This window comes from Roseivirga echinicomitans (assembly GCF_001592935.1).
GTDB lineage: Bacteria > Bacteroidota > Bacteroidia > Cytophagales > Cyclobacteriaceae > Roseivirga > Roseivirga echinicomitans.
The window spans coordinates 176,571-189,661 of the sequence record NZ_LRDB01000051.1; the positions used below are offsets into that span (position 1 = coordinate 176,571).

Sequence of the window (13,091 nt, forward strand, 5' to 3'; positions counted from 1 at the left end):
TTTAATTTTTAAGGTGGGATTTGAACAAGGAGATATTCTCGGGGCTGTCCCATTCTTTGGCGCCCATGTGTTCATAAACGAGATTGCCTTTTCCATCTATGATGTATGAGGCTGGAAGAGAATAGACATTAAGGGCCTCAAGCCCCATTCCTAATTTGGCAAAATCAAACGTATAGTCATTTTTTGCAATGAAGTTTTCAATCTTATCATGCTCTTCATTCGAAATAGCAATAAATACATAGCCTTCATTTTCCAATTTGGCTTTAGCTCTTTCTATTGAAGGCATTTCTTTTAAGCATGGGCCACACCAAGTAGCCCAAACGTTTACAAAAGCCATTTTTCCTTCTAAATCTTTCACAGTAAGCGATTTACCATCCATGGTTTTTAGGTCTAGCTTATCGAAAAATGCTTTTTCTTCTTTGGTATTATTGCAGCCTAAAAGCAGTCCAATAAGTCCAATGCTAATTATGTGACGAAGGTGAATCATAAGGTGGCTATTCTAAATGATATTTTAATATCTGACCAACTGATTGAAATTTCTCCTTCATTGTTTTCTGCAGAAGACACTTCGTAAAGGAGGTGCTCTTGTATTGGCTCTAATATCTCAGGTGTCAATTGAAGCCTCAAAACATCTTTCTTTTGATCGTAATTATCAGCCAAATGCTGGTCATAGTCCGTGTTTATAATCAGCGTCCACTCAGTTCTACCGGGTATGGTAAACAAGGCGTATTTGCCTTTGCTTATTTTATTGCCGTTGAGTTCTACATCGCTAGAAAACTCAATCGAAGTGGCACTGTGTGCTCCAGTGACCCACAATTCATCATAGGCCACCAAGCCTCCATAGATGTTTCGTCCTCTTACGCCAGGTGAATAGTAATCTATCTGCACCAGGGTATTTCCAATTGTGTTTTTGGCATAGGCTGCTGGGCTTTTAGGTTTAGCCACCTCCTCAAGTGGAGATGACTCCTTTTGCTCTTCGATTTTCTTCTTTTCTCCAGAGCAAGCATAGAGCAAAATGCTCAGCGCAATGCAAGAAATTAGGGTTAAGGTTTTCGATTTCATTTGAGTTGGTTTAAGGTTGAACCAGTAAGGTACTCTCTCTTATAAAGTGCCTCTCTGTGTTTGATTTTTGATTTGATTTTGGCCAGCTGCAACTGTAAAAGTTTTTGTTGTGTAGCCAACAGGTCTTCGAAGTTGCGGTTGTCGTTGGTGTATTCGCTTGTCAGAACACTCAGTAACGTCTGTGTTTTATTCATTTCACTATCAACCTGCTCAATCTCTTTAAGAGCGGATTGCATATCAAATTCAGTGGTATTCCAAATATTACGTAGCTGGTTTTGCAAACCATAGTACTGTCCTGTAATCACTTCTTTTTTGAGCTCGGCTTCTTTGATAACTGATTGGTTCTTTTTTCCGAAAATGGGGAGGCTTAGGGTGACCATTGGCATCAACACATCCTTACCATTATCAGCCATGACCATGTCCTTCCGCTTATTTACCATAACATAATCCAATCCTATACCTATGTTCGGTTTTCTTTTAAGCTGAGCTAGAATCACTTCATTGTCTACTGCTTCTAGACTTGCTTGAATTGCCTTGACCCCTGGCTGATTAACGAGCACAGAGTCGAGTGAGGCCATATGCTGCCGATTGATTTCCACAGACTCATTTATAGGCACTTCCGTATTTAGTTCGCGATTAAGTAAGGTGTTGAAATCGCCTACAAGATTGAGTTTTTTAAGTTCAAGCAGCTCTAGTTTGGTTTCAGATTGCTCTACGGTAATTTGTACACGAACTAAATCTGCCAAAGAGACTAAACTGGCCTCATACTTTGTCTTCGTTATGGGTTCGTAAGAACGAAGGATGCTGAGGTTTTGGTTGGTGATTCTTATTTCTTCCTGAATCTCTAAAAGCGTAAGCCATTTGGTTTTTACATTTAGGAAAAGGAGGTTTTTTGCTTCTTCAAACTCTTCGAACCGGGCTCTAGCAATCATAGTGGCAGCCTGCTCTTTTGTTTTGAGCGTGCCCATCCATGGAAACATTTGAGAAATGGACAACCTAAGCTGCTGCGCACCAACACGTGTTTCTACTGGAGAAATAAAATAGCCAAAGCTGAGATTCGGGTCAGGTAAAATACCTTGTTGATTAACATTTTCTAAGGCAACCAAGTATTGATTATACTTGGCTTTTAAAGAAGGGTTTTGCTCGGCTGCAATCCTGAGGTATTCATTAAGAGGGGTCTGGGCCCTAAGGCCCATTCCCATCATTATCCATATACCACAGATATAAAAAACCTTATTCCAAAGTCGCCACTTAATTGATTCTTTCAGTTGAGCACCAACAATTTGGATTCCTAAATATAGATTAAGAATGTTCGACTCAATAGCGCTAATAATAAGAGCGGTATATATGTTTATATGATATATAAAACTGGATGATGACTGGTTCATAGTGGTTTTGCTTTTAATAATGAACGGAACTGTGCATCCTTGTAATAAGAGTAAAGCACGGGGACAACAAACAGTGTGATTAAGGCAATGAGCATCCCTCCGAAGGATGGAATTGCCATTGGTATCATTACATCAGCGCCTCTTCCAGAAGAAGTTAAAACAGGTAATAGTGCGAGCAAAGTAGTAGCTGTTGTCATTAAACAGGGGCGTACTCTTCTTTTTCCAGCCTCTATAACCAAGGCTCGGGTTTCTTCCTTATTTAAGTTTTCTTTTCCCTCAAAGGATTGGGTCAGGTAAGTGGCAATTAAAACACCATCATCTGTGGCAATACCAAATAGGGCGATAAATCCTACCCAAACGGCTACACTTAAATTGATTGGACTTACTTGAAATAGCTCGCGCATATTGGTGCCGAATAATCCAAAATCAAGAAAGCCATCCCAGCCATAGAGACCTAACATAATAAAGCCTCCGCCAAAGGCTACTGCAATTCCAGAAAACACCATAAGTGTAACTGGTACCGATTTGAATTGGAAGTAGAGAATCAGGAAAATAACGGCCAACACAATTGGAATAACGATGGCGAGTCGGGCCTCCGCTCTTTGTTGATTCTGATAGTTTCCTGCGAACTTAAATGAAACTCCGGCAGGTACTTTCAACTCACCCGCTGCAATTTTTTGGTCGATTAATTTTTGAGATTGCTCCACCACATCAGTTTCGGCATACCCCGTTTTTTTGTCGAAGATCACATAACCAACAAGGAAAGTGTCTTCACTTTTAATCATTTGTGCACCCTGGGTGTATTCTATACTGGCCAATTGCCCAAGAGGAATTTGCCCATTTGACGGGGTCGGAATCAGAATGTCTTTAAGTGCTTCTGGATCATCTCTCAATTCTCGAGGGTAGCGAACTCTAATTGGATATCTCTCTCTACCTTCAACGGTTTTGGAGAGTTCCATGCCCCCAACCGCCACTTGCAAATACTGTTGAACTTGTGCAACGCTTAGGCCATAAAGCGCTAGTGCTTGGCGATCTAAGTTGATGAGCAAATAAGGTTTCCCTACTATGCGTTCGGCAAAAACCGACTGGGCTTTTACCGAAGGCACTTCTTTCAGAATATCTTCAAGTTGCAATCCAAAAGCCTCAATGGTGGCTAAATCAGGTCCTTTCACTTTTATTCCCATGGGTGCTCTCATGCCGGTTTGTAGCATTATCAAGCGAGTTTCTATGGGCTGAAGTTTTGGGGCGGAAGTAACGCCTGGTAGGCTGGTGGCCTCTACAATTTCATTCCAAATATCATCTGGTGAAGAAATATGGTCTCGCCATTGACGAAAGTAGGAACCGTCTTCATCTCGAACTAGTTCGCCCTTTGCATCGCGTACAAATGCACCATTTTCCTTTTTGAAGCGAAGTCTTCTTCCGTTTTCATCGGTGAGGTATTCACTCTTGTAGTTGATTATGTTTTCGTACATCGAGATGGGGGCAGGATCCAAAGCACTTTCTGTTCTCCCCAATTTCCCTACGACAGATTGAATTTCCGGAATAGCGGTTACAGCCATGTCCAAGTTTTTCAACACCTCTATATTTTGAGCCATTCCCGCATGTGGCATGGAAGTAGGCATCAATAGGAACGAACCCTCGTCTAATGAAGGCATAAATTCTTTTCCAATACCAGAGAATCTGTGGTTTAGATTTGAATAGACTTTGTTTGTTCGAACTGAGTCACCGAAAGTGGCGGGAATAAACCCAAAAACCTTGTCGAAGCCCTGCCAAATGGTTATTCCTAATAAAAAGATGAAGGTAGGGATGATAAGAAATTTCAATCGGTTTTGTAAACACCAATCGAGAATTCTTGGATAGAAATGGATAAACAGATTGAAAAAACCTAAAGTGATTCCGATAATGAGCGCAACGAAAATAAAGTTGACGAAGCCACTTACTTGAACCCCCAATGGCATCCATTCTTGACTTAATAAAATTGTAATGGCCAATAAGGAAATGGCGATAGAACCGTATTTCAGGAAGCCGAGAGAAGGGACGTAGTGACGAACGAGGTTTAAAATGCCAAAGGTAATCAATACCCATCCCGCAAATGAATAAGAGAGGGTTAAGGCCCAGATTCCAAAAACTATAAGTCCGATGTTGAGCGCTAACTTTAGGTTTTTGCCTTTAGGTTTGAAGCCAAAGCACCAATAAGCCATTGTTGGCAGAATTATCAAGGCAACGATAATGGCTGCAATGAGTGCGAAACTCTTGGTGTAAGCCAAAGGAGAGAATAATTTACCCTCAGCAGCCTGCAAAGTGAAGACAGGGATAAAACTGACAATTGTAGTTAGAACAGCTGTGATAATGGCCGAGGCAATTTCTTGACTGGCTTCTAAGATTGTTTTCAGAAGCGGCTGATCCTTCTTCTCGTCCAAGTGTTGGGTAATGTTTTCGGTCAGCACAATCCCCACATCTACCATGGTACCAATGGCAATGGCAATTCCTGATAGCGCCACAATATTGGCATCTACACCAAAATAGCGCATGGCAATAAAACACATAAGTACTGCAATCGGCAGCAAACTGGAAATTAGAATAGAAGCCCTTAGGTTAAAGAGCATTACCAATACTACCACAACCGTAATTAGAATTTCCAGCGTTAGTGCCTCTTCCAAAGTGCCTATGGTTTCCTTGATCAACTTGGTACGGTCGTAAAAAGGAACAATGGTGAGTTTGGAAACTGTGCCGTCAGCCAATGTTCTTGAAGGAAGGCCTTGACTAATTTCTTCAATTTTGAGCTTCACATTATCTATTACGGCCATTGGGTTTGCCCCATAGCGGGCCACTACCACACCACCAACGGCCTCTGCTCCCGATTTATCCAAAGCACCTCTTCTGGCCATTGGCCCTAAAGAAACATGAGCAACATCTTTAACTAAAATAGGCGTATTTCCATTTGCCTTGACAACAGCTTTTTCTAGGTCGGCCAAGCTTTTGATGTAACCTAGCCCTCTGACCAAGTACTCAACTCGGTTAATTTCAAGTGTTTTAGCCCCAATATCTTGGTTCGATTCCTTGACAGCTTTGACCACTTGATCTAATGACACTCCATAACCTTCCATGGCATTCGGATCAATGTCTACTTGATATTCCTTGACAAAACCACCTACAGAAGCAACTTCCGAAACGCCCTCAGCTGAGGCAAGTGCATACCTGACAGTGTAGTCCTGAACGGTTCTAATTTCTTGTGGGTCCCAACCGCCAGAAGGGTCTCCGTTGGGATCTCTTCCTTCAATTGTATACCAGAATATTTGACCCAATCCAGTAGCGTCAGGTCCTAAAGCGGGCTGCGTTCCTTCTGGTAAAAGCCCTTTGGGCAATGAGTTGAGTTTTTCTATAATTCTACTTCTGCTCCAGTAGAACTCTATGTCCTCATTAAAAATGATGTAGATGGATGAAACTCCGAAAATGGAAGAGCTTCGAATCGTTTTCACCCCCGGAATACCTAATAGGGAAGAGGTTAACGGATAGGTGATTTGATCGTCAATATCTTGTGGAGACCTGCCCGCCCATTCGGTAAAAACGATTTGTTGGTTTTCTCCAATGTCTGGAATGGCATCTACAGGTACTGGGTCCTTTGGCAGGTTGATATCCCAGTCAAAAGGAGCTGTAACTATACCCCAGGCAACAAAAGTTACCATGAACAGAAAAGTAACTAGCCTGTTCTCTAGGAAAAATTTAATAAGTCTATTGATCATTAATGCTTGTTTTACAATCCGAAAATAACGGTTTGGCTCAATGGATTGAGCGTCTGAGCACAAATCTTAGGGTTAGATTTGGAAAAAGATATAGTCTGCCACTTTAAAAAAGCACAGTTAAATCTAACCTATGATAAGGCCGATTAGGATTGTAATGCAGCAGGAATTTTGAGGGAATGGTAGGTGATGTAGAGGCCAAGTTTGGGGATATCTGGTGGTCCAGTGTTTTTGACTTCTACTTTTTCTTCTTGTTCGTCCATAACCACAAGGAATGCGCTATATGGAACTTCATAAAGAAGAGTATAATTGGTGTTTGGAATTTCGTTATGAACAGAAGCTTGCTGATTGTCTTCGATTTTTGTTAAAGACCACTCATCCTCACAGCAGTCTTTCATGCTTTTGTGCATTTCGGCAGACATTTTGCACTTTTTCTCCTGTTGTTTGAATAGCGCAGCTTCCTTTACTCTGCCCATACAAACATGCTGCCCAACCAGTATTCCAGTGCTGGCAAGTAAGTAGAGGGTAGTGAATAATATGGTTACTGATTTTTTCAAGCTGGCCAAATATACGGAAGTTTTAGAATATGGTTTAAAGAATGGCTAATCCCCTTCTATCCGATACCATTTCTATTCTATTGTTGGGCTTATTATTTTTCCATTGATCAACCATTATAGTAAATCATGAACAAGAAAATTTTATTTACACTAATTGTCTTTATAGGTCTTTTAGGCTCTGTTTCTGCCCAAAAAATCGACATATCACTTCTAGAAGACATGAAGCCAAGAAGCATTGGCCCCGCAGGAGCAAGTGGTAGGATAACTGCCTTTGATGTAGAGCTTAATAATCCCGATATAATTTACGCTGGCACTGCTGCAGGTGGGTTATGGTTATCCGAAAATGGCGGATCTACTTGGGATGTTTTGTTTGATGATGGTAAGTCTGCTTCAATAGGTTCTATTGCCATTAATCAAAATAATCCGAATGAAATTTGGGTAGGAACTGGCGAAGGAAACCCACGAAATAGTATGAACAATGGTGCGGGTATTTATAAGACCATTGATAAAGGAAGAACTTGGGAGTTTTTAGGATTAGAAAGAACGAACGGTATTCACCGTATTATTCTCAACCCAAATGATCCAAAAATAGCAGTAGTTGCAGCTACAGGAACTCCTTGGGGAGAAAATCCAGAACGAGGCATTTATAAAACCACTGATGGAGGTAAAACTTGGACAAAGACTTTATACATAGATGTAAAAACTGGAGCTGCCGACTTGGTAGTTGACCCTTCAAATCCAAACAAACTCATTGCGGCCATGTGGGAACACAGAAGATGGCCATGGTTTTTTAATTCAGGCGGAGCAGGCTCTGGCATATTTGTGAGCTTAGATGGCGGAGACACTTGGAATAGAAGAACAGCAGAAGACGGTTTGCCAAAAGGTGATTTAGGCCGTATAGGTTTGGCTTTTGCTCCTTCTGACCCTAACAGGGTTTACGCGTATGTAGAATCAAAATCGAATGCCATTTTCCGCTCAGATGATGGCGGTTTTAATTGGCAGCAGGTTTCAAAAGATGGAGATAGAAATATAGGCGGTAGACCTTTTTACTATGCTGACATCTATGTTGACCCAATCAATGAAAATAGAATTTACAGTATCCATTCCACCGTTACCGTTTCGGAAGACGGAGGGAAAACTTGGGGAAGTTTTGTGTCTGGAGGAAAAGTACATACCGATCACCATGCCTGGTGGATTCACCCAGAAGACCCTTCTTTCATTTTAGATGGCCATGATGGCGGACTTACTTATACTAGAGATCGTGGTAAGAACTGGCATTTTGTAACAAGCCTTCCGCTAACACAATTTTACCATGTAAGAGTAGACAATGATATTCCTTATAATATTTATGGGGGTGCGCAAGACAATGGCTCTTGGAGAGGCCCAAGTCAGTCATGGTTCAGGGGCGGAATACGTAATTTTTACTGGCAACGACTGAGTACTGGTGATGGTTTTGATATGGCACCCGACCCAAGAGATAACCGCTATGGTTGGTCTATGGGGCAAGGAGGAAACTTAAATTATTATGATCGAGTAACGGGCTTAATGAACAAAGTGCGCCCAGTTCACCCAGAAGGAGTTGCTTTACGATTTAACTGGAATGCGGCTTTAGAGGTAGATAAGATTGATAAATCTGTCGCTTATTACGGGAGTCAATTTTTACATAAAACCAACGATCGTGGAGCATCATGGGAAATAATTTCACCGGATTTAACTACTAACGATCCTGCCAAACAAGATTACAAATCGGGTGGGCTTACTTATGACAATACCGCTGCTGAAAATCACACTACGATTTCTGCGATAGGGCCAAGCCCGAAGCAAGCAGGTGTGATTTGGGTAGGTACAGATGATGGTAATGTTCAAGTGACCCAAGATGGGGGTAAAACCTGGAACAATGTTGTTAGCAACATGAAAGGACTTCCTGCCAACGCTTGGATTACTCAAGTTCAACCTTCTGAATACGATGCGGCTGAGGCTTTCGTGGTCATTGACAACCATAGAATGCATGATTGGACGCCTTATGTTTATCACACCAAGAACTTTGGTCGTACCTGGACGAGGTTAGTTGATGACACAGATATGAGAGGTGCAACCTTGAGCTTTGTGCAAGATCCAATTGAACCAAAGTTGATGTTTACAGGCACTGAGTTTGGTCTTTGGGTAAGTGTTGATGCAGGCACCACTTGGTCGCAATGGACCAACGGATATGGGTCAATTCCTACGCAAGACATGGTGATTCACCCAAGAGAACACGATTTGGTGATTGCTACTTTTGGTAGGTCTTTTTGGGTGTTAGATGATATTCGACCACTACGGGCAATGGCTACCATGGGAATGAAGAATTTGATGGATAAGCAGGTACAGGCATTCGATGCGCCAGATGCATACAAAGCCTTTATCGGTGAATCTTTTGGCTACCGTGCCAATCTGGTAGGTGATGCCATTTTTGAAGGCGACAATCGCTCTCCTAACGCTATGATCTCTTTCTACTTTAAAGGGAAGGATGATAAAACGGAACGTGTTAAGGTTGAAATTCTTGATGACAAAGGAGTGGTTATAAAAACCATAAATCAAAATGCAAAAAATGGTTTGAACCGTTTTGAGTGGAGGCTAGATTCTGATGGTGCAAATCCATCGGCAGGCCGTTTTTCACGTGGGCCAGATGTTTTTCCAGGTAAGTACACCATTCGCGTGAGCTATAAAAACGAAAAAAGCGAGGCTAAGGTAAATGTTTTTCCAGATCCACGAATAGAAGTGAATACGCAAGATATGATTGCCAAAAGGGTATTTATGGAAAAATACAATGAGTTGCAGAGTAAGGTATCCTCCATGACTACCGATTTGAGAAATGCAAAAGCTGCCGTTGAAAAGGTGAATGCTAGAGTGAGAGAGGAACAAAAAACTGTGGCAGACCCAGTGGTGAAGCGTGGACAAGAAATGATTAAGGCAATTGATGAATTGTATTATCAGATTTCGAGTAAACCTGCACCTCAAGGAAGTTATAGTGACAGAACAGTATTGTCCGCTAAATTGAGCTTGGTAAGAGGAGCCATGCAATCGGTACAATTGCCAATCACTAAAAACGATGAAACTGCAATGAAGCTTATAGAAGCTGCTATTCCTCCAATGGAAGCCAAGGTAAAAGCGCTTTTAGGCAATGATTTTGCGGCATACAAAAACTATGTTAATGGTTTGGGTTTAAAACTGATTTCAGATAAGTAGTTTTAAGAGTACAGAAGACACAAAAAAAGGCCAGACTTTCTTGAGAGTCTGGCCTTTTTGACTTTGTTAATTCTTGAGTTTAACGAATGTAGAAGCTAACTCCCATGCTCACATTGGTCATATTTAAGTTCAAGCCGTAGTTTTCATTTTCGGTTTCAGCATTACCTAATTTTGTGGTTTCTTTAGAATAGTTTAGCATTCCCCAATTCATATCTAAAGCAAACTTTGGAGAGAGGAAGTAAGTCATTCCTGGAGCAAGTCTTATATCGAATGAGTTTAAATCAGCATCTGCTCCACCAACTTCTCTACTTCCAAAACCAAAGGTCAGAGATGGCTCTAAATACAAATAAAAATTTTCGACCATTGGTTTATGAAAACGTGCGTAAGCCCCAATATTGAATTCATTGGAGTTCTCCCCGTTAAAATCACGACTGGTATAGCCAATAATACCCCCTAAACTTGTTGTTTCTGAGACGAAAACACCCGCTTTGGGTAAAAGTGAAAAGCTTGATATTTCAGTACCAGCGTTATTGACTTTTTGAAATGAGACATTTCCATTAATCTGAACATCTCCCTTTTGGATCTGGGCAAAACCCATGGTACTGACCAGAAGAATCGCCATTGTAAAAATTAACTTTTTCATGATGTTATTTTTGAGTTTTAAAAATGATTTAACCTTTAGACGGAAAAGAGGATGTGAAAATCTCCCATTTAGTACTGTTGGGAAAATAATTCTTTTAACGGAAGTAATTGTCTATTAACAATTAGATGAAGGAAAATTAGATGTATTAATGAATTATACTTGTCTTTAGCTAAAACCTGTGTTTTTAGTTATTGGAGTACTTTCGCTTTAAGAAAATCACTTTCATTAACCGTAGCGGCTTCGCTGGTATCGGCATCCATGTAGATTTTCCAGGTGCCATTCACGCGTTTTAAGGTGACGTTGAATTTACCGTAGAGGTGTTCAGGGTTGAAGCCATTGTAACGCGTAAGCCTATAGACGCCTGTTTCATAAGCCCAATCTCCTTTTTGTATTCGGTTGGTAAAACTGAACTGAATACGCTGTTTAATTCTATGTTCGTTCCAAAGATTGAACATGTTGAGGTTAGAATCTTTGTACTCTCTGCCTACCAATATTTGATTTTGATCAATCGGTATTCGAAGTACATCATCTGTATGGATATGATTGAAAAGGCTGGCGTTCAAATCCTGATAAGCCTGCATAAAGTTGTACCAAACGTCTTTGTTGATTTTGACCTGTTCCGACTGCGCAAATGTATTGGAGTAGCACATGACAAACATGGCTCCGAGTAATATCTTCTTCATAGTTTAATGACCTTACAGATGCAACGGAGAGGAAGTAGGAATCGTGTCTAACGGGACGGATTTTTCGAAATTTAAAAGCCAGAATCATTGAAGTGACTCTGGCTTTTAAAGTATGAGTTGTTCGTTTCCTAGCGCTTTTGAAGTAGCAAACTATTCGATTTGTCTTGAAGTAAATCGGGGTTGTTAAAAAGAGCTAAGGCCTGAACGTAGATCTCATTGGTCTGATTGTAAATCTTATAGAAAGCATTGTCGTCATACGTATCTCTTGCCAATTGGGCTTTAATCAGGTGCACTAAAAAATGCTTTGACTTAAGGTATTCCCTTTCTCTGAATTTTACTCCATTGTTTTTTCCAATTTCAATGACTTGGTTGAGCATGGCTTCGGTTACTTCAAATTCTTTATTGAATTTTTCAAAGTCCCATTCGTCCAAATATTTATTGTTGTCCCTATAGTCTAGCGTAAACTCTTTAACCGCATTGCTCGCAAATAAGCGGTTCACATAGGCCGTAGCATAAGTAGTGTCTAGCGGCACAAAGTAGTCTGGCATAATGCCACCACCACCGTAAACGGTTCTTCCAGAGGTGGTTTCATATTCTAAGTCTTTGTTGAAATGCACACTGTCCTGACTGAAAAGCTCACCAGAGATAAAGCGTTGATAATAGTCTGAAGCATAAGCCTCTTCTCCTTCACTATAAGGTTTTTGGATTGAACGTCCGCTTGGCGTATAATATCGGGCAATGGTCATTCGTAACTCTGAACCATCTTTTAGGTCGAAAGGCAATTGTACCAAACCCTTACCGAATGACCTTCTGCCGATAATCAAAGCTCTGTCGTTGTCTTGTAAAGCACCCGCTACAATTTCCGAAGCAGAGGCGCTTCCTTCGTTCATTAATACGGTAACAGCTCCTTCTTCAAAAATACCACGCTTGGTAGCCCTGGCTTCAGAATCATATTTGGTTCCTTGGCCTTTTTGACTAACAATTAACATTCCGTCTGAGAGTAGTTCGTCAGAAATACCAATGGCAGCACTCATGTAACCACCTCCGTTATTTTGCAGGTCGAGGATCAGCTTTGTCATGCCCTGCTCTTTCAGTTTTTCTAAAGCCGATTTGAATTCAGCATAAGTGTTTTCGGCAAACTTGTTCACCTTGATATAGCCCACTTCATCGTCTACCATATAACCAGCATCTACTGAATACTGCGGAATGGCATTGCGGATCAGGCTAAAGTCAATCAAATCGTCTTTCCCTTTTCTTAAAACGGTAATGGCAACCTCGGTACCTCTGGGTCCTCTGAGTAGGTTGAAAACTTGGTTGTTATCCATCCCGATACCGGCAATGTTTTCACCATCCACCTTCACAATTTTGTCTCCAGCGATAATCCCTGCTTTTTCTGAAGGGCCTCCTGCCAATGGAGTCACCACGTATAAGGTGTCTCTGAGCAAATTAAATTCAACGCCTATTCCATCAAAGCTTGCACGTAATTGACTTTCGGCAAGTGCTCTGTCTTGTGGGGGAATATATACCGTGTGTGGATCTAGTTTGTCCAGCATTTGGCTGATGGATTCTTCCAGTAATTCTTCTGTATCTACTGAATCTACATAGTCGTGCTCAATGTAGTCCATGAGCTGGGTGAATTTTTGAATCGAAGCATTGTACTTGCTGTTTCCTCCTGGTGTTGAAAAAAAGCTTGAACCAATCCAGATGCCGATAACCACAGCGGCAGCAAGTAAAAGGGGTAAACGTATTTGATTTTTGGAATTATGGGTATCACTCACGGTGTTGCAAAATTT

The 13,091-nt window shown here is 41.1% G+C and carries 9 protein-coding genes; 1 reads left to right on the plus strand and 8 read right to left on the minus strand.

Annotation, left to right across the window (positions count from 1 at the left end; all coding sequences use genetic code 11):
* Nucleotide 1: 1 nt before the first annotated feature.
* The 5 genes from AWN68_RS18040 to AWN68_RS18060 all read right to left on the minus strand — a co-directional run bounded on the left by AWN68_RS18040 (nt 2) and on the right by AWN68_RS18060 (nt 6,747).
* Nucleotides 2-487 carry a TlpA disulfide reductase family protein gene (locus AWN68_RS18040; RefSeq protein ID WP_068419004.1) on the minus strand — a complete coding sequence of 162 codons (486 nt, stop codon included), beginning with the start codon at nt 485-487 and terminating at the stop codon, nt 2-4.
* A complete protein-coding gene (locus tag AWN68_RS18045) occupies nt 484-1,062 on the minus strand; it encodes a DUF2911 domain-containing protein (protein WP_068419007.1) in 579 nt (192 codons plus the stop codon). The genes AWN68_RS18040 and AWN68_RS18045 overlap by 4 nt, the downstream gene beginning before the upstream one ends.
* Complete coding sequence (locus AWN68_RS18050; RefSeq protein ID WP_084362931.1) at nt 1,059-2,450, minus strand: TolC family protein; 1,392 nt, start codon at nt 2,448-2,450, stop codon at nt 1,059-1,061. The genes AWN68_RS18045 and AWN68_RS18050 overlap by 4 nt, the downstream gene beginning before the upstream one ends.
* Nucleotides 2,447-6,193: an efflux RND transporter permease subunit gene (locus AWN68_RS18055; protein ID WP_068419010.1), complete on the minus strand. Its 3,747-nt coding sequence runs from the start codon at nt 6,191-6,193 to the stop codon at nt 2,447-2,449. The genes AWN68_RS18050 and AWN68_RS18055 overlap by 4 nt, the downstream gene beginning before the upstream one ends.
* Before the next feature lie 143 nt (nt 6,194-6,336).
* Nucleotides 6,337-6,747 (minus strand): HYC_CC_PP family protein, encoded by a 411-nt coding sequence (locus AWN68_RS18060; protein ID WP_157716333.1) that lies wholly within the window; start codon nt 6,745-6,747, stop codon nt 6,337-6,339.
* Nucleotides 6,748-6,873: 126 nt separating this feature from the next.
* Here AWN68_RS18060 and AWN68_RS18065 point away from each other — a divergent pair, with 126 nt between their 5' ends.
* Nucleotides 6,874-9,972, plus strand: coding sequence for a VPS10 domain-containing protein (locus AWN68_RS18065; RefSeq protein ID WP_068419015.1), 3,099 nt, complete (start codon nt 6,874-6,876; stop codon nt 9,970-9,972).
* A gap of 79 nt (nt 9,973-10,051) precedes the next feature.
* On the opposite strand, the gene AWN68_RS18070 is transcribed toward AWN68_RS18065, so the two are convergent.
* The 3 genes from AWN68_RS18070 to AWN68_RS18080 form a co-directional block, all read right to left on the minus strand.
* On the minus strand, nt 10,052-10,615 hold the full coding sequence (locus AWN68_RS18070) for an outer membrane beta-barrel protein (protein ID WP_068419017.1): 564 nt from the start codon (nt 10,613-10,615) through the stop codon (nt 10,052-10,054).
* Nucleotides 10,616-10,803: 188 nt separating this feature from the next.
* On the minus strand, nt 10,804-11,298 hold the full coding sequence (locus tag AWN68_RS18075; RefSeq protein ID WP_157716334.1) for a Cif family virulence factor: 495 nt from the start codon (nt 11,296-11,298) through the stop codon (nt 10,804-10,806).
* 128 nt (nt 11,299-11,426) lie between these two features.
* Nucleotides 11,427-13,076, minus strand: a complete 1,650-nt coding sequence (locus tag AWN68_RS18080) for a S41 family peptidase (protein ID WP_068419024.1) — start codon at nt 13,074-13,076, stop codon at nt 11,427-11,429.
* Nucleotides 13,077-13,091 lie beyond the last annotated feature (15 nt).

Excerpts from the sequence above, each read along its gene's own strand:
- AWN68_RS18040 (WP_068419004.1), bottom strand. The coding sequence starts at position 487 with ATGATTCACCTTCGTCACATAATTAGCATTGGACTTATTGGACTGCTT.
- AWN68_RS18045 (WP_068419007.1), bottom strand. The coding sequence starts at position 1,062 with ATGAAATCGAAAACCTTAACCCTAATTTCTTGCATTGCGCTGAGCATT.
- AWN68_RS18050 (WP_084362931.1), bottom strand. The coding sequence starts at position 2,450 with ATGAACCAGTCATCATCCAGTTTTATATATCATATAAACATATATACC.
- AWN68_RS18055 (WP_068419010.1), bottom strand. The coding sequence starts at position 6,193 with ATGATCAATAGACTTATTAAATTTTTCCTAGAGAACAGGCTAGTTACT.
- AWN68_RS18065 (WP_068419015.1), top strand. The coding sequence starts at position 6,874 with ATGAACAAGAAAATTTTATTTACACTAATTGTCTTTATAGGTCTTTTA.
- AWN68_RS18070 (WP_068419017.1), bottom strand. The coding sequence starts at position 10,615 with ATGAAAAAGTTAATTTTTACAATGGCGATTCTTCTGGTCAGTACCATG.
- AWN68_RS18075 (WP_157716334.1), bottom strand. The coding sequence starts at position 11,298 with ATGAAGAAGATATTACTCGGAGCCATGTTTGTCATGTGCTACTCCAAT.